Here is a 14,471-nt window from a genome sequence, read left to right as displayed (position 1 = left end):
ATCATCCGAGGTAATTTAGATGTCAGAACTGGATATTGAGGATCTGCCTGGTGTCGGCCCGACAACAGCAGATAAATTAAGGGAATCGGGGTACAGCACAATAGAGGGAATTGCAACTGCATCATATGCCGACCTTGCAGAGGCGGCAGAGATTGGTGAGTCAACTGCAAAGAAGCTCATCAAGGAAGCCAGAAAGATGGCTGATATTGGGGGCTTTAAGACCGGAACTATTGTTCTTGAGGAGAGAAAGAAGGTCAGAAAACTTTCAACTCTTGTGCCTGAATTTGATGACCTTTTAGCAGGCGGGTTTGAGACGATGTCTATCAGTGAATGCTATGGTGAATTTGGTTCAGGTAAGAGTCAGATCTCACATCAGCTTGCGGTAAATGCCCAGCTTCCTCTGGAGGCCGGAGGGCTTGACGGTTCAGTCATCTACATTGACACTGAAAATACATTCAGACCTGAGAGAATAAGGCAGATGGTGGAAGGTCTTGAGCTGGATGTTGAAGTTCCTCCTGTAGAGGATTTCCTTGAACATATCCACGTAGCAGAGGCATTTACATCAGATCATCAGATGCTCCTCACTGAGAGTGTAAGGGAGCTTGGAAATGAACTGAAGGATACGGACAAACCAGTCAGGCTGATTGTGGTTGATTCCCTGATGGCACATTTCCGTGCAGAGTATGCCGGAAGGGGCACTCTCTCTGTCAGGCAGCAGAAACTGAACAAGCATATGTATGACCTTGCAAAACTTGCAAAGGAGTTCAATGCTGTTGTGCTTGTAACCAATCAGGTGCAGTCAAATCCGGCAGTATTCTTTGGTGACCCTACAAAGCCGACAGGCGGTAATATTGTAGGTCATGCCTCCAAATACAGATTATACTTAAGAAAGAGCAAGGGTGGCAAGAGGGTTGCAAAACTTGTGGACAGTCCTGATCTTCCGGACGGCGAGGCTGCATTCTCTGTGGAGATGACAGGCCTTAAATCTGCATGAGTGTTAACCTAATAACAGATGCAGAATAATTCCAATTTTTTTCCTAAAGCAATTATTACTGATGTTGACGGCACAATCACTGATAAAAGCAGGAGGATAAATCTTGCTGCCGTATCAGCAATAAGAACTCTTTTTGACAATAATATTCCGGTGGTGATAGCCAGCGGGAACACTCTCTGCTCACTGACATTTCTATGTAAGATGCTTGGCACTGACGGCACAGTAATCTGTGAAAACGGTGGTGTTTACAGGATGAAATATGACGGTGAGATTAAAATTCCGGGCGACAAAAAGATCTGCAATGAGGCATTTCGCCGCGTTGAGAGTTATTATGCTGATAAGGGAATTGAGCTTAATCTGTACAGCCCGGAATACCGGTTTGCAGATGTTGCCTTTGCCAGAAATGTCAGTCCTGATGAAGTCCGTGAGATTGTATCTGATATGCCTGTAGTTATTCTTGATTCAGGTTTTGCAGTTCATATTCAGTCTGCTAATTCGGGAAAGGGCAATGCGTTTTCTTATGTTGCAGATGAGATGGGCCTTAAGGTCTCTGATTTTGTGGCGTTCGGGGATTCCCACAATGATGTTGATATGCTTAAAAAAGCCGGCATAGGTGTTGCAGTTGCCGGGGGCGACAGCAATGCCGGAGAAGCTGCAGACTGGATCAGCAGCAGAAAATACGGGGATGGTTTTGTTGAAGGTGTTAAAAAATATTTTCCATCATTGTTTTGAGAGATATCTGTCAACAACGATGTAGTCTCTGATGTCCCTTACTGCCTCAAAAGGCACAAAGAGCCGGTCCCCGTCTATTGTGTATCCGCTTGTGTCAAAATTAGGTTCAGGTTTTACAACGAGATTTATGACCTCTCCAGAATCAAGATCGACCATTATATTACGGATAGTTCCTATGATTATCCCGTCTGTACTCATTACCTGCTTTTTTGACAGACTCCGGGAGAATGCCGTCTTCATATTAAAAAAGAGTGGACATGATAGTATTTAAATGATTGTAAAATAGCCCGCAGAATGATAATTTATCTCCTGAATTATGCTTGAATTCCGGAATATATCTCTGAAATTCCGGAAAAATATATGATCTGGTGGTATCTGCCGGAATTTTGGGTGATCAGGCATATTCACAGGGCAGGGAAGACCTTTATTATATCTGACTGGGTGAGAATACCAACCGGTTTATCATCTTTTATTACTATTATCCTGCCAATATTTTCCTTTTTGAACTTACCGATAATCTGGAAGAGGTTCTCATCCGGAGAAGTGGTCACAACCTTTGCTGTCATAATCTTCTCAATTCTGGTGCTTAATGGCATATCCTCATGAATGCCGTGTGCAATGTCGCTTAATGTCACAATCCCTGCCAGATTGCCGTCACATATGACCGGCGCACCATGAATCCGCTTTTCACTGAAGAGTTTTATTGCATCAGTAAATGTGGAGTCATTATTCAGTGTAAATACCGGTGTGCTCATATATGCCTCAATGTGTTTCTTAGGAAGGGAGATCATCTCTGATATTGTAATCAGGAGGGACTGGCTGACCTCATCCTTGCCATAGACTTCACCTTTTAAGAGGAGTTTGTTCACAGGTGTCGGCCCGATTGAGATCATATCGCCCATCTTGAAGGATTTTACGCTTCCGATGAGTTTTATCATTGCCCGGCAGAGATCCGGGTTGCAGAGTGTCGTAAAATGGATCTCAGCTACATTGACTCCGGGTATTTCCTCATTATTCTTCTGTATCGGAACTTCAATCTCATTCTCATAATCATTCAGGTTCAGCTCACTGTATGCCGCCGAAGATGGTGTGTACCCACCTTTTGGTCCGGGTACGCCTTCCACAAGGGCAAGCGCCTTTAACGCCTGCATCTGGTTTCTCACTGTTCCTGGGTTTCTTTTTAATATGTCTGCAATCTCTTCCCCTTTAATTGCAGATGATTTCTGGTGGTAAAGTGTGATGAGTGTGATTAAAATATCCTTCTGGATTAGGGATAACTCCATAATAGATTAATCATGTAAGTAAACATATATAGATTCGGGTTATTATCTGTGGAATTCGAAAAAATACCTACTGTTCCGACCGCCGATGAGGTTATGGATCGGGCACTTCACCGCGCTGCTGCGGCGCAAAGGCTGAAAAAGAATAAGGATAGGGCAAATGAGGAATTTGTACGATCAATTTACAGTTCAATATATGACAAGCTTGATGACACTGTAAAGAAATTTCCGAGTTTTGATAATCTGCCGAAATTTTACCTTGATATCTCAAATATTCTCTTTGATGTTGACCGGATTAAGAAATCACTCGGTGCTGTACAGTGGGCCGCAGGTCAGGCAAGAAAGACCGGCGGAACATATGCACGTCAGATGAGGCAGTCTGAGGATACAAAAGGCTTACGTAAGCAGGCAACGGCAAGAATCTCCTCCATTGTGCATCAGGTTGAAAAAGATCTGCTGTACCTTAATGAAGTGAGGAATGTCCTGCGTAAACTCCCTGAAATCAGAGAAGAAGAGTTTACTGTCGTTGTTGCAGGTTATCCCAATGTCGGAAAATCGTCTTTCATAAAACTGGTTTCATCTGCGCTGCCTGAGATTGCAGGCTATGCTTTTACGACCAAGTGCATCATTGTCGGTCACCGTGAAGTAGGGCGCGAGAGGATACAGATCGTTGATACTCCCGGAATACTTGACAGACCGTATGAGATGAGAAATGAGATCGAGAATCAGGCGCTCTGTGCAATTTCAAATGTAGCCGATATGATCCTTTTCATGGTTGATTCAAGTGAGTCCTGCGGTTATTCTATTGAGGATCAGTTTGGTCTGTATGAAAACCTGAAAGATTTGGTTGGCGATGTTCCTATGCAGATAGTGATAAACAAGGCCGATTTAAATGAACTTCCGGGCTACATGAATATGTCCACACAGACGAGGGCGGGGGTCAGGGAAATTGTTGATCTCATTCTCAGAGAACGGGAATCCAGCACCACGTGGCGGAAGCCGCACACCCCAGAAGAAATCCAAGAATAGCTCCGCCGTTTAGAGTCGGAAGTCCGGCCTGCGGATTGCCCTTTGCAACAAACCAGAGGAGCACTGCAAGTCCGGCAAATGTTCCTGCCGCCGCGCCGAGTGTCGGCAGTGAGACCCCGAAAAATATATTTCCGGCGCTCAGATATACAGAGGATGAGACCACGAGAATCGTGGGCATGATGAGATCCCCCATTCCCATCAGGAATGCCCCTCTCTCTTTTTTATCCTTCTCAAGGTTAACTCCCTGTTTTATATATGAATAGTCCCGGCTTTTCGGGATTACAACAAGAATTGGTGCTTTTGAGTTTATAACACCCTCTGCAAGTGCTATCATATGTTTTGTCTTATAGACAGAGATCGCATCGTAGAGTGCAAGTATGATTAAGAGAAGTACTACCGGAAAAATCTCCAGTGATATGCCGAATATTGACGCAGCACCTGCGCAGATAAGAATACCAAGTATGTCTATCACGTACCATTCCGGATATTTATACAGAAGGGCTGTTGCTGCAATGGAGAGTATGGCAGTCAGCAGCAGTGTTACTGTATCATTATGAAATACTGCCCCTGACACTGCGGCAAAGATATATACAAAGATCAGAAAGACCGAAAAGGCAATTATTGCTGAAAGAACTTTTTTTCCACCGTATCTGATTAATACGAGCATTACAGCTGTAAATCCTATGAGTATTGCAAAGAAGAAGGCAATATTTTCAATTGCTGAAGGGTCATCAAATGCAGTATATCCTGCATCATTCATAGCAGGGGTGAGAAGAAGCGCTCCTGCCTGCACTAAAAGGAGCATTATAAACATTGCCGCATATGGCAGATATTCTGCTGTTTTTTCTGAAACCATATTATTTGTCCTTTATTTATCTTTAGATGTTTATTTTAGTGTTGTCCTGCCCGGAATTTTGCCGGTTAAACAGCCCTGCCGGGTGAATCTCTACAGGATGATCTGTCCGGTGATATTGCTGCCGGGGCTGTGGTGATCTCAGTGGTATTTTTTTGTATCCGGGATTTTTGGATATATTCCGGTTTTAATTCTTTATTCTGGATTTTATGCCGGATTTTCACCTGAATTCCGGTATTAATTCTTTATCCCGGATTAATTCCTTAAATCCGGATCTCTGAGATACTGATTATCTCATTACTGCACACACTGATCTGTTACAAGTCCGGCAGATCTCCGAATAATAAATCCCTGATACAATAAGATAGTTAGATTAATTAATGGTCTGTAAATATCTATCAACATGGATGAGCGTAACAGTACAAGGGATATATTGCTCGCGGTTATTCTTGTCATCTCGACTCTTGTGATGGTTGTCAGGTTATGGCAGGACTGGATTGTTGCCCTCGCAACCGGAGTAATGATGATCTCACTTGCAGGTCTGATATTATCCCTTTGCAGGAAATTTGAAAATCTTGAGAATTCCGTAAATGAAAGGGACCGGAATATGAGACAGAACCTTGAACAGCTCTCAGCTGAGATAAACGAGAAGTGTGATGATATGTCGGCTGAGGTAAATGAAGTTGTATCATCTATTGCAAGGAGAATATACAGATAATATCTTTTATTTTCAGACCCAAAACTCCGGGATTTATTCATGGGTGTTGCAATACGTGATATTCTTACAGAATACAAAAGACCTGCCGAATGGGATCGTCTGAGAGGGCGGGCGGCATTTGACGGCAATAATGCCCTCTATCAGTTTCTGACCACAATAAGACAGGCTGACGGCACCCCTCTGATGGATAATGAGGGGCGGGTAACCTCGCACCTCTCCGGGCTGTTTTTCCGGCTGACAAACTTTATCGAAAAGGGTATATCTCCGGTATTCATCTTTGACGGCAAACCCCCTGAATTTAAGAGTAAGACTATTTCAGAGCGGCGGGCTGTTAAAGAGAAGGCGGAGATTCAAAGAGTTGAGGCTTTAAAAGTTGGTGATATTCAGGCAGCTTTTCGCCATGCCAGATCTTCAACGAGAGTTGATAAGGAGATCATTGACAGTTCCAAAAGGCTTCTCTCCCTGATGGGTATTCCATATCTTGACGCGCCCTCAGAAGGTGAAGCGCAGGCGGCATTTATGGTCTCAGAAGGAATTGTGGATTATTCCGTATCACAGGATTATGACTCACTTCTCTTCGGAGCGGAAAAACTTGCCCGAAATTTAACAGTCAGCAGAAAGAGAAAGATCAGGAGCAGGACAATAACTGTAAACCCTGAGATTATTACTCTTGATGAGGTGCTTTCAGGGCTTGATATTACAAGGGAGCAGCTTATTGAGATTGGAATTCTTATCGGCACCGATTTTAACAGTGGGATACGTGGAATCGGGCCGAAGAAAGCTTTAAAGATTGTCAGGGATAACGCATTTGAGAAGATATTATCTGAGAGCGTGCCTGATTTTGACTATCTCCCGGTGAAGGACTTTTTCTTAAATCCGCCGGTAACTGAGAATATTATTCCTGATTACGGGGCAGTTGACGGCGCAGGCGTTACAGAATTTCTCTGCGCAGAGCATGGATTTTCAGAGGAGAGAATAAATTCAGTCCTTGAAAAGATAAATGCCGGTGCAGGTCAGAAGACGCTTGACCAGTGGTTCTGACCGGAATTATGCCCAATATCTTAATTTAAAAAAATATTTTGGGAATTTAAACTTCTTTAATTCCCGGTTATCTGATTTGTATCAGTTGCCGCTCTGTGTTATCTTAAAATACTGTTCATCCGATTGGTTGATGTACTAATAATTCAAATATTTCTTCAATGCAACAAAGGGTGATCACCTACTCAAGAAATGCATTCCTTCCGCTTACATCTGTATGCAGGAACAGGTGTGGCTACTGCACATTCCGGAGGCCTGTCGGCGACGGTTGTGTTATGGCACGGGAGGAAGCCGAAAGGGTCCTTGAAATGAGCGCCTCTGCGGGCTGCACTGAGGCGTTGTTCACATTCGGAGAGATGCCTGAACAGGAGGCAGGATTTATTGACAATATTGAGAAGCAGGGTTTTTCAACTGTGCTTGAATACTGTTACCATCTCTCGGAAAGGGCAATTGAATATGGCATGCTGCCGCATACAAATGCCGGGGTGCTTGAATATGACGACCTTGAATGGTTGTCTGAAGTCAATGCGAGCATGGGCCTTATGCTTGAGACAACAGCCGAAATTCCGGCGCACAAAAACTGCCCCGGAAAGAGGCCGGAAGTCCGTATCGAGTGTATTGAAAACGCCGGTAAACTCCGCATCCCGTTCACAACCGGACTTCTGCTTGGCATTGGTGAGACTGAAAGCGACAGGGAGGAATCCTTTGAGGTTATCGCCGGTATTCATAAGAGATACGGGCATATCCAGGAAGTGATCATTCAGAATTTCTGCCCGAAAGAGGGTACTGCAATGGAGAGGTGGCCCGTTATTGGCAGCAGTGAGATCTGTGAGACAATTAAGACTGCAAAGGAGATCCTGCCCCGCGACATCGCAGTTCAGATCCCGCCAAACCTTGCTGATGCCTCCCGCCTGATTGGCTGTGGCGTTGATGACCTTGGCGGCGTATCGCCTGTAACGATAGATTATGTCAACCCTGAACATCCCTGGCCGGCAATTGATGAACTGAAAGTTATTGCCGGAGACAGGGGGATTCAGGAGAGACTGTGCATCTATCAGAAGTATATCCGTAAAGGATGGTACCCTTCAGCACTCAGTGATCTCATAGATAAACTGGGTAAAGATATTCAGCAGAGAAACGAAATTAATAGTCTGAATAATAGCCAGTAAGCAGATGATGAAAATGCAAACCGGAGAACTTCTCTATAAAGGAAAAGCGAAATCCATCTACAGAACAGATAAGGATGATGAACTCCTTGCTGTCTTCAGGGATGATATTACAGCGTTTAACGGAGAAAAAAAGGATGAATTTGCAGGCAAAGGGGAGTACAACTTCGCAGCGTCAGCATTCTTCTTTGATTTTCTTGAGAAAAACGGGGTGAAGACCCACTATTTAAGAGCAGTTGATGAACGGTCAATGATTGTATCAAAACTCAATATGATTCCTCTTGAGGTTATTGCAAGAAACCGCGCTGCGGGATCTGTTGTGAAGATGTTTCCTTTTGAGGAAGGGCAGATTCTTGACCCCCCGGTTGTTGTTACGGATTACAAGGATGATGAGAGAGGAGATCCGTCAATAAATGATGATCTCATTGTGGCTCTTGGTCTTTTAACACCTGAAGAACTGGCGGATGTCCGTGAAAAAACCCTTACAATTAACAGACTTCTCTCTGATTTCTTTGAGGGACTTGGCCTGATTCTTGTTGATTTTAAGATCGAATTCGGAAGGAAGGACGGTATGATTCTCCTTGGTGATGAGATCAGTATGGATTCAATGAGACTGTGGGACATGAGTACTATGGAATCATTTGACAAGGACGTGTACAGATTTGATAAAGGAGATCTGATGTCTGCATACGCCCGTGTTGTAGAAAAGATAAATCAGTGGAAAGACTCTCATATGGAGTGATTAAATGATATTTGACGTAAAAATTATAATCTCACTTAAATCAGGCATGCTTGACCCGGAAGCCTGTGCAATTCAGCACGCACTATCAAACCTTGGGTTTGAAACAGAATATCTGACCAATTCAAAGCTTTACAATGTTGGAATTAAGGCAGAGGATGCTGAATCTGCAAAAGCCAGGGCAGAGGAGATGTGCGGCAGGCTTCTGGCAAACCCGGTAATTCAAAGTTATTCTGTTGAGGTAACAGAATGAGATTTGCCGTTCTTCAGTTTGGAGGGAGCAACTGCGATAAGGATGCTCTTCATGTGCTGAGGGATGTATGCGGTGTTGATACTGATCTTATCTGGTACAGGGACGGGCTTAAAAGGGATTATGACGGTATTGTAATTCCCGGAGGTTTCAGCTATGGTGATTATCTTCGTGCAGGTGCAATAGCTACAAGAACGCCTGTTATGGCAGATGTAGTGAGACATGCTGATAAGGGCGGTCTTGTGCTTGGGATATGCAATGGTGCGCAGATCTCGGCTGAAAGCAGTCTCGTTCCTGGTGTTTTTACCATCAATGAATACCCTAAATTCATATGCAGGGAAGTTTTTCTGAGGGTTGAGAATGCTGATTCACCTTTCACATCCGCTTATTCGGAAGGTGAGGTCATCAGACTCCCGATCGCCCACAAGGAGGGGCGTTATGTCGCTTCACCTGATGATATTGCTGCCCTGAAGGCGGAGAAGAGGGTTGCTTTCTGTTTCTGTGATGAGGATGGTGAAGTAACACCTGAATCCAACCCAAACGGCACCACAGATAATATCACCGGAATACTTGGCAAAGGTGGGAATGTGCTTGCCATGATGCCTCATCCTGAGAGGGCATCAGAAGATGTGCTTGGCTCATCAGACGGCAAAAAAATCTTTGACTCTATGATCTCATATATTGAGTCACTGTAAATAATCTGAACTGGCGGGGCTGGTAATTTGACTGAAGATGAAAAGAAGACATTTGAAGAGCTTGAAGAGAAGATTCTTGGATGGGCTGAGAGATATGCAGAGAAGAACGGCTGGGAGCTGAACAGAAAAGACGATCAGGCATCTGTCGTGGCCAGAGGCCTTGCAAAGAACAGGGTTATGTATGGCGCAAGGTACTGTCCCTGCCGAATCAGATCCGGAGACCCCAAAGCTGACCGTGATATTATCTGCCCATGCAAATTCCACAGGGATGAGATTGCAAAGGACGGATACTGCCACTGCATGTTATTTAAGAAAAAGGAATAGTAATTCTCATCTTTTCAGGCAGATCTCTCTGCCTTTATTTTTTTGAGCCGGATTTTTTGGAAAGGATCTGATACAGCCGGAAAGCCTGTAAAGTTATACACATTAGCTTTTTTATGTTAAATACTGGCAGAATGCCCACTCTTCAGTACCGGGAGTATGTCAGATCTGGCAATGTCTCTTTCTGAACCGGTAATCCTGCTCTATTTTTTTACTGTTCAATCCGATGCCTTTTAAAGAAATACCGGGTAACAATATTTAAATGGTTCATGCTGTCATTCCCTTCAGGCCAACGAACCCGAAGACCAGACTGTCCTGCATTCTAAGTCAGGAGGAGAGGGAGAAATTTGCCCTGGCAATGCTCTCCGATGTTATATGTACAACCAATTCTGCATGCTGCCGGACGGTTCTTCTCTGCACAGAGGATATATCAGTTGAGGGCGCTGAAACAGTGGTAAAACCTCTTGGCTTAAATGAGGCGCTGAATGAATATCTCTCTGAGACTGATGACTCTGTTTTTATCATAATGTCAGATCTTCCTCTTGCAACCGCAGAGTCTGTTATTGGTATGGTAAAGACCGGTTCTGACATTGCAGTCGTTCCCGGAAGGGGCGGCGGGACCAATGCAATATTTGTGAAAAATCCTGATAAATTTCATGTTGATTTCTACGGCGCAAGCTTTTCTGACCATCTGAATATATGCCGTGATGAAGGACTTACGGTTGAGGTTATAGACTCCTTCCGGTTATCAACCGATATTGATGAGAAAGAGGATCTCGTTGAGATCTTCCTTCACTCTGAAGGTGAAAGCCGGGGCTTTCTTGAGAATCTTGGGGTAAAAATGTCAGTTGAAAAGGGAAGGGTTGGAGTTCATCGCCACACCCATAAAGAGGCATCCTGAAGGCTCAATTGACTGCACCCCAATGTCATTGTTGATCTCAAGTCCAAGTCCCCGTATGATGGCTACAGGGGTGCTCTCATCTGCTTCTCCCATCACAAGTTCGGCGGCAGATGCTATATTGTCGGCAATGGCAAGCTCAGTCACCTCAAGCGCCCTGCCGAAGAGATCTTCTCTTCCTTTTTCATCCGATACTGCGGTTATGCCGTAGCATCCTATTGCAACACCTGAACATCCGAGGCGCATGGCATGTGTCCTTGAATCCGCAATAATTATACCTGCTCTGATGCCGGTCTTTTCAAAGATCTCATGATGGATTCTCTCAGCACTTCTGTCAGGGTTCTTTGGGAGTGTTACTACTGTGCCATCCGGAGCATTGGAGCCGTCAACACCGGCATTCGGGAGCAGAGTTCCGTTTTTCATGCAGAGCAGAAATCCCGGTATGCCGCCTACTACCGAGTCGCTCTCCCTTAGCACGACTTCTGTAAGTTTTGGATCTGTATTATATCTCCTGCTAAGTATAAGCGCTTCGTCTGTCGGGTTTACATCAGAAAGCTCTATGATGCACCCTTCGGAAGATGCGAGTGCGCTTTCAGCAATTACTATTATGTCCCCGTCTTTCAGGGAATCCGGGTATTTCAGGCTGTTTAAAATGGTGTCTGTGATATTGTCACCCGGAATTATAATTCCGGTTTTAATCCCGAAAACTGTATATGAAGAGTTCATCTGTAGATCAGATTTAATTTTTCATATACATCTATTATATCTCTTGTCTCTTCTGTGTCATGTGCCCTCACAAAGCCTGCACCTGAATGTAAGAGGTGCATAGTTACTGCAAGAGTGCCGGAGAGTCTCTCCTCTGCCGGCTTTTTAAGCAGATCTCCTATGAAGGATTTTCTTGATACAGCCGCAAGCAGGGGTCTGTCGAAAACCTTCAGATCTGAGAACTGTCTGCATACTTCCCAGTCAGATTCCGGTGTTTTTTCATCAGTCCACCTTCCGATTCCGGGATCAAGTATGACATTTTCAATGCCGGAATTTTCTGCTCTCTGCATGACTATTCTGAGATATTCTGTGGTCTCTTTTATTCCCAGACTGTCCCCAGGCTTTTCCTTTGCCGCCATCAGTATTGCCGGAAGCCCGCTGTCTCCGGCAATCTCTGCATAATCCGGGTTGCAGAGGCCTGATATGTCATTTATACAGTCTATATCATATCTGAGCGCGGCAGTGAGTACTTCCGGGTGCATGGTATCCAGTGAGACCGGAATCCCGCTTCCGGAAAAGTCCTTAAGGGCAGTTTTTACCCGAAATATTTCTTCACTGACTGAGATCGGTTCTGCATTCAGTGCAGTGCTTCTTGCACCTATGTCAATTATATCAGCACCCATATCTGCCAGCTCTGAGGCTTTGCTGAAGACATCCTGTGATCTGGTGTAAGACTCGGAAAAAAAGGATTCGGGGCTGCAATTGACAATCCCTATCAGTTTTACAGGCCCGTTCTCTTTTATTGTGAGACTGCCTATTTTAAAGTCCTTCATGCAGTTTTGCTGATTTAAGTGTATTCTGCATAAGGGTTGCGATTGTCATCGGCCCGACTCCGCCGGGGACTGGTGTTATTGCTGATGTTCTCTTCTCAACATTTTCAAAGTCAACATCACCGCATAACTTTCCGTTGTCATCCTGATTTATGCCGACATCGATTACAACTGCACCGTCACGAATCATATCCTCTCTGATAAATTTCGCCCTGCCGATTGCGCTGACCACAATGTCGGCATTTCTGATCTCATCTTCAAGGTTTCTGGTTCTTGAATGGCACACTGTTACGGTTGCGTTGGCATTTATCAGAAGTGCAGCCATCGGCCTTCCGACATCTACAGATCTTCCTATGACGACTGCTCTTTTGCCTTCCGGATTTATGCCGTACTCTGAGAGTATTGTCATTATTCCGCCCGGTGTGCAGGGTACAAAGTCAGGCCTTCCTGAAAAGAGCCTGCCGAGGTTGTACGGGTGAAATCCGTCAACATCCTTTTCAGGGGATACGGATTCAATCACTTTTTCTGTATCTGCGTGGGATGGAAGGGGAAGCTGTACGAGAATGCCGTGAACAGACGGGTCTTTATTCAGTTCAGATACTGCTTTAAGTATCTCTTCTGTGGTGGACTCTGCCGGAAGTTCAACTCCTGCTGACTTTATGCCGACATTTTCACATGCCTTATGTTTCATTCTGACATACATCTGCGATGCGGGATCTTCTCCCACGATCACAGTTGCAAGGCATGGGGTAAGACCGGATTTTTCAATCTCAGCCTTTACAGAATTCTGAATTTTTTCAGATAGTTCCCTGCCGTTTAATATCATTTGACTTCCGGATAGAGTGTAAATCCTGAAGCAAGTGCCTCTACTTCGGCACGGACTTCTGTAATTGCCTTCTTTGAGTCTTTGTCCTTACAGACATCCTTAAGTACAGCTGCAATCCAGTGTCCGATCTGCTTCATCTCTTCTTCTTTCATTCCCCTTGATGTCACAGCCGGTGTTCCGATTCTAAGGCCGCTTGTGACGAATGGGCTGAGCTTCTCTCTTGGAATGGTATTCTTATTGACTGTTATTCCTGCTTCTCCAAGGAAGGTTTCTGCTTCCAGTCCGGTCAGATGTGAACCGTTTGCTGCAAGGTTTGTCAGGTCAAGAAGGATCAGATGGTTGTCAGTTCCTCCGGAGACAAGGTCAAGTCCTTCGCTGATCATAACCTCTGCCATTGCCTGTGAGTTTCTGACGATCTGCTTTGCGTACTCCTTAAAGTCAGGTGTAAGAGCCTCTCTGAAGCATACTGCCTTTCCGGCGATGACATGCATCAGTGGTCCGCCCTGCATACCGGGGAATACCGACTTGTCTATAGCTTTTGCATTCTCCTCGCCGCACATGATTGCACCGCCGCGTGGTCCGCGTAGTGTCTTATGTGTGGTTGTGGTTGTAATGTCGGTCACTCCTACTGATGTAGGGTGCTGCCCGCCGGCTATGAGTCCCGCAATGTGCGCCACATCTGCCATACAGTATGCGCCGACCTCATCCGCAATCTCTTTGAATGCCTTAAAGTCGATGGTACGCGGGTAAGCGCTTGCACCGCATACAATCATCTTTGGCTTCTCTTTTCTTGCCTGTTCGGCAATCTGCGCATAATCAAGTGTTTCGGTTTCCTTGTCAACTCCGTAATGCGAGACGGAATACCATTTTCCTGTAATATTTACAGGAGATCCGTGTGATAAGTGGCCGCCCTGTGCAAGATCCTGGCTCATCATTTTGTCGCCGTTCTGCATGAAGGCAAAATATACTGCCTGATTTGCCTGACTTCCGGAGACTGCCTGCACATTTGCATGTTCAGCACCGAATAGTTTACAGAGGCGGTCTCTTGCGAGATCTTCTATCTGGTCGTGGAATTCACATCCGCCGTAATATCTCTTTCCGGGATATCCTTCTGCGTATTTGTTTGTCAGAATTGAACCTACAGCCTCAAGGACTGATTTGCTTACAACATTTTCAGAAGCGATGAGTTCCAGGCCGTTTACCTGGCGAAGGCGCTCCTTTTCAATTAAATTGTAAATATCCGGATCATAATTTGCCAGATCAGACATATTCAAAAGAGTTGTTTTTCTGAGGATTATATTGTTTCTGAAGAAATGTTTCTGTTTATACTGAAACTTAACTTATTCAGTTATCATTTAGTAAAACCGGATGATGGCGCATAAGACGGAAAAACACAA

The 14,471-nt window shown here is 44.8% G+C and carries 18 protein-coding genes; 11 read left to right on the top strand and 7 right to left on the bottom strand.

Going from position 1 to position 14,471, the window contains the following annotated elements; translation table 11 throughout:
• The first annotated feature begins 19 nt into the window (after nt 1-19).
• Nucleotides 20-994: a DNA repair and recombination protein RadA gene (gene radA / locus L6E24_RS05100; RefSeq protein ID WP_257743629.1), complete on the top strand. Its 975-nt coding sequence runs from the start codon at nt 20-22 to the stop codon at nt 992-994.
• A gap of 18 nt (nt 995-1,012) precedes the next feature.
• Nucleotides 1,013-1,726: a phosphoglycolate phosphatase gene (locus tag L6E24_RS05095; protein WP_257743628.1), complete on the top strand. Its 714-nt coding sequence runs from the start codon at nt 1,013-1,015 to the stop codon at nt 1,724-1,726.
• Here L6E24_RS05095 and L6E24_RS05090 read toward each other — a convergent pair.
• Together L6E24_RS05090 and L6E24_RS05085 are read right to left on the bottom strand one after the other, a co-directional pair.
• Nucleotides 1,715-1,966, bottom strand: coding sequence for a PRC-barrel domain-containing protein (locus tag L6E24_RS05090; RefSeq protein WP_257743627.1), 252 nt, complete (start codon nt 1,964-1,966; stop codon nt 1,715-1,717). The two genes, L6E24_RS05095 and L6E24_RS05090, sit on opposite strands and share 12 nt — an antisense overlap.
• Nucleotides 1,967-2,130: 164 nt before the next feature.
• Nucleotides 2,131-3,009 (bottom strand): CBS domain-containing protein, encoded by an 879-nt coding sequence (locus tag L6E24_RS05085; protein WP_257743626.1) that lies wholly within the window; start codon nt 3,007-3,009, stop codon nt 2,131-2,133.
• A 48-nt stretch (nt 3,010-3,057) separates the two neighbouring features.
• On the opposite strand from L6E24_RS05085, the gene L6E24_RS05080 reads away from it, so the two are divergent.
• Complete coding sequence (locus tag L6E24_RS05080) at nt 3,058-4,035, top strand: NOG1 family protein (RefSeq protein WP_257743625.1); 978 nt, start codon at nt 3,058-3,060, stop codon at nt 4,033-4,035.
• On the opposite strand, the gene L6E24_RS05075 is transcribed toward L6E24_RS05080, so the two are convergent.
• Nucleotides 3,971-4,891, bottom strand: coding sequence for a presenilin family intramembrane aspartyl protease PSH (locus tag L6E24_RS05075; protein ID WP_257743624.1), 921 nt, complete (start codon nt 4,889-4,891; stop codon nt 3,971-3,973). The genes L6E24_RS05080 and L6E24_RS05075 overlap by 65 nt on opposite strands.
• Nucleotides 4,892-5,291: 400 nt before the next feature.
• Between L6E24_RS05075 and L6E24_RS05070 the strand changes: the two genes are divergently transcribed.
• The 8 genes from L6E24_RS05070 (at nt 5,292) to cofC (ending at nt 10,716) form a co-directional block, all read left to right on the top strand.
• Nucleotides 5,292-5,606, top strand: coding sequence for a hypothetical protein (locus tag L6E24_RS05070; protein WP_257743623.1), 315 nt, complete (start codon nt 5,292-5,294; stop codon nt 5,604-5,606).
• Nucleotides 5,607-5,645: 39 nt separating this feature from the next.
• Nucleotides 5,646-6,647: a flap endonuclease-1 gene (gene fen / locus L6E24_RS05065; protein WP_257743622.1), complete on the top strand. Its 1,002-nt coding sequence runs from the start codon at nt 5,646-5,648 to the stop codon at nt 6,645-6,647.
• Between the two features lie 158 nt (nt 6,648-6,805).
• A complete protein-coding gene (gene cofG / locus L6E24_RS05060; RefSeq protein WP_257743621.1) occupies nt 6,806-7,813 on the top strand; it encodes a 7,8-didemethyl-8-hydroxy-5-deazariboflavin synthase subunit CofG in 1,008 nt (335 codons plus the stop codon).
• A gap of 13 nt (nt 7,814-7,826) precedes the next feature.
• Nucleotides 7,827-8,552 carry a phosphoribosylaminoimidazolesuccinocarboxamide synthase gene (purC, locus tag L6E24_RS05055; RefSeq protein ID WP_257743983.1) on the top strand — a complete coding sequence of 242 codons (726 nt, stop codon included), beginning with the start codon at nt 7,827-7,829 and terminating at the stop codon, nt 8,550-8,552.
• A gap of 4 nt (nt 8,553-8,556) precedes the next feature.
• Entirely contained in the window at nt 8,557-8,802 is a 246-nt protein-coding gene (purS, locus tag L6E24_RS05050; protein WP_257743620.1) for a phosphoribosylformylglycinamidine synthase subunit PurS, read from the top strand.
• Entirely contained in the window at nt 8,799-9,494 is a 696-nt protein-coding gene (gene purQ, locus L6E24_RS05045; protein WP_257743619.1) for a phosphoribosylformylglycinamidine synthase I, read from the top strand. The genes purS and purQ overlap by 4 nt, the downstream gene beginning before the upstream one ends.
• A gap of 27 nt (nt 9,495-9,521) precedes the next feature.
• Nucleotides 9,522-9,818 carry a ferredoxin-thioredoxin reductase catalytic domain-containing protein gene (locus tag L6E24_RS05040; protein ID WP_257743618.1) on the top strand — a complete coding sequence of 99 codons (297 nt, stop codon included), beginning with the start codon at nt 9,522-9,524 and terminating at the stop codon, nt 9,816-9,818.
• 259 nt (nt 9,819-10,077) lie between these two features.
• Nucleotides 10,078-10,716, top strand: a complete 639-nt coding sequence (cofC, locus tag L6E24_RS05035; RefSeq protein WP_257743617.1) for a 2-phospho-L-lactate guanylyltransferase — start codon at nt 10,078-10,080, stop codon at nt 10,714-10,716.
• Here cofC and cofE read toward each other — a convergent pair.
• Genes cofE through glyA form a run of 4 tightly spaced genes read right to left on the bottom strand, consistent with a single transcriptional unit; the run spans nt 10,660 to nt 14,342 of the window.
• The gene (cofE, locus tag L6E24_RS05030) at nt 10,660-11,439 is read right to left on the bottom strand and encodes a coenzyme F420-0:L-glutamate ligase (RefSeq protein WP_257743616.1); all 780 of its coding nucleotides are present in this window, start codon (nt 11,437-11,439) and stop codon (nt 10,660-10,662) included. The two genes, cofC and cofE, sit on opposite strands and share 57 nt — an antisense overlap.
• A complete protein-coding gene (folP, locus tag L6E24_RS05025; RefSeq protein WP_257743615.1) occupies nt 11,436-12,251 on the bottom strand; it encodes a dihydropteroate synthase in 816 nt (271 codons plus the stop codon). The genes cofE and folP overlap by 4 nt, the downstream gene beginning before the upstream one ends.
• Nucleotides 12,238-13,074 carry a bifunctional methylenetetrahydrofolate dehydrogenase/methenyltetrahydrofolate cyclohydrolase FolD gene (gene folD / locus L6E24_RS05020; RefSeq protein WP_257743614.1) on the bottom strand — a complete coding sequence of 279 codons (837 nt, stop codon included), beginning with the start codon at nt 13,072-13,074 and terminating at the stop codon, nt 12,238-12,240. Before folD ends, folP begins: the two co-directional genes overlap by 14 nt.
• Nucleotides 13,071-14,342: a serine hydroxymethyltransferase gene (gene glyA, locus L6E24_RS05015; RefSeq protein WP_257743613.1), complete on the bottom strand. Its 1,272-nt coding sequence runs from the start codon at nt 14,340-14,342 to the stop codon at nt 13,071-13,073. Before glyA ends, folD begins: the two co-directional genes overlap by 4 nt.
• Nucleotides 14,343-14,471 lie beyond the last annotated feature (129 nt).

The sequence above is a fragment of the Methanoplanus endosymbiosus genome, from assembly GCF_024662215.1.
In the GTDB taxonomy this organism is placed as follows: domain Archaea; phylum Halobacteriota; class Methanomicrobia; order Methanomicrobiales; family Methanomicrobiaceae; genus Methanoplanus; species Methanoplanus endosymbiosus.
Note: the sequence above shows the minus strand (reverse complement) of the source record. Positions and strands in the feature narration are given on the sequence as shown.

What these genes read in the sequence shown, in the direction of transcription:
- L6E24_RS05075 (WP_257743624.1), bottom strand. Translation starts at nt 4,891, where the DNA reads ATGGTTTCAGAAAAAACAGCAGAATATCTGCCATATGCGGCAATGTTT.
- glyA (WP_257743613.1), bottom strand. Translation starts at nt 14,342, where the DNA reads ATGTCTGATCTGGCAAATTATGATCCGGATATTTACAATTTAATTGAA.
- L6E24_RS05095 (WP_257743628.1), top strand. Translation starts at nt 1,013, where the DNA reads ATGCAGAATAATTCCAATTTTTTTCCTAAAGCAATTATTACTGATGTT.
- folD (WP_257743614.1), bottom strand. Translation starts at nt 13,074, where the DNA reads ATGATATTAAACGGCAGGGAACTATCTGAAAAAATTCAGAATTCTGTA.
- cofG (WP_257743621.1), top strand. Translation starts at nt 6,806, where the DNA reads ATGCAACAAAGGGTGATCACCTACTCAAGAAATGCATTCCTTCCGCTT.
- L6E24_RS05070 (WP_257743623.1), top strand. Translation starts at nt 5,292, where the DNA reads ATGGATGAGCGTAACAGTACAAGGGATATATTGCTCGCGGTTATTCTT.
- fen (WP_257743622.1), top strand. Translation starts at nt 5,646, where the DNA reads ATGGGTGTTGCAATACGTGATATTCTTACAGAATACAAAAGACCTGCC.
- radA (WP_257743629.1), top strand. Translation starts at nt 20, where the DNA reads ATGTCAGAACTGGATATTGAGGATCTGCCTGGTGTCGGCCCGACAACA.
- L6E24_RS05090 (WP_257743627.1), bottom strand. Translation starts at nt 1,966, where the DNA reads ATGAAGACGGCATTCTCCCGGAGTCTGTCAAAAAAGCAGGTAATGAGT.
- purQ (WP_257743619.1), top strand. Translation starts at nt 8,799, where the DNA reads ATGAGATTTGCCGTTCTTCAGTTTGGAGGGAGCAACTGCGATAAGGAT.
- purS (WP_257743620.1), top strand. Translation starts at nt 8,557, where the DNA reads ATGATATTTGACGTAAAAATTATAATCTCACTTAAATCAGGCATGCTT.
- folP (WP_257743615.1), bottom strand. Translation starts at nt 12,251, where the DNA reads ATGAAGGACTTTAAAATAGGCAGTCTCACAATAAAAGAGAACGGGCCT.
- cofE (WP_257743616.1), bottom strand. Translation starts at nt 11,439, where the DNA reads ATGAACTCTTCATATACAGTTTTCGGGATTAAAACCGGAATTATAATT.
- L6E24_RS05085 (WP_257743626.1), bottom strand. Translation starts at nt 3,009, where the DNA reads ATGGAGTTATCCCTAATCCAGAAGGATATTTTAATCACACTCATCACA.
- cofC (WP_257743617.1), top strand. Translation starts at nt 10,078, where the DNA reads ATGGTTCATGCTGTCATTCCCTTCAGGCCAACGAACCCGAAGACCAGA.
- purC (WP_257743983.1), top strand. Translation starts at nt 7,827, where the DNA reads ATGCAAACCGGAGAACTTCTCTATAAAGGAAAAGCGAAATCCATCTAC.